General features: G+C 42.8%; 1 protein-coding gene. It reads left to right on the top strand.

Features of this window, described 5'->3' with window-relative positions; all coding sequences use genetic code 11:
* A partial coding sequence (locus J1M64_RS18800; protein WP_206475186.1) for a tetratricopeptide repeat protein occupies positions 1–298 on the top strand: 298 nt, incomplete at its 5' end.
* Positions 299–460 lie beyond the last annotated feature (162 nt).

Here is a 460-nt window from a genome sequence, read left to right as displayed (position 1 = left end):
GCTTTATATTGGCAGAGGATTGATTGCCGAAGCTACTCAATTACTAGAAGCGGCAAAAGGTAGTCAAATACCAGCAGTTCACTACCTCCTTGGTGAACTTTATGCACAAATTGAATTATTCCCTCAAGCTGTAGCGAGTTACCAGCAGGCAAGCAAACTTGCCCTAATTAACAAAGATACCGAAGCACAGGCAATGGCAGCATATCGGCTGGCGGAAGTGTATCAGGTTTTAGGTCAAGAGGACAAAGCCGCCTATTGGTCGAAGCAGTCACGCATAGTATATAGCAAGCTGCTCTAGTCTAAGTTGTTTACCTAAGTACAGGACAAAAATTGTAAAACATTAAGGAATTCATCCATTTTCTGTTCCAAGTTGAGAACAATGTTTCGGAGATAGTCAAGCCCATACCGAAAAATACTCTTGGCTCTGCGCCCATGCTTCTTAATCACGAGTGGTTTGAGT

Origin of the sequence: Dietzia sp. KRD202 (assembly GCF_017168155.1) — a bacterium.
GTDB lineage: Bacteria > Actinomycetota > Actinomycetes > Mycobacteriales > Mycobacteriaceae > Dietzia > Dietzia kunjamensis.
Note: the sequence above shows the minus strand (reverse complement) of the source record. Positions and strands in the feature narration are given on the sequence as shown.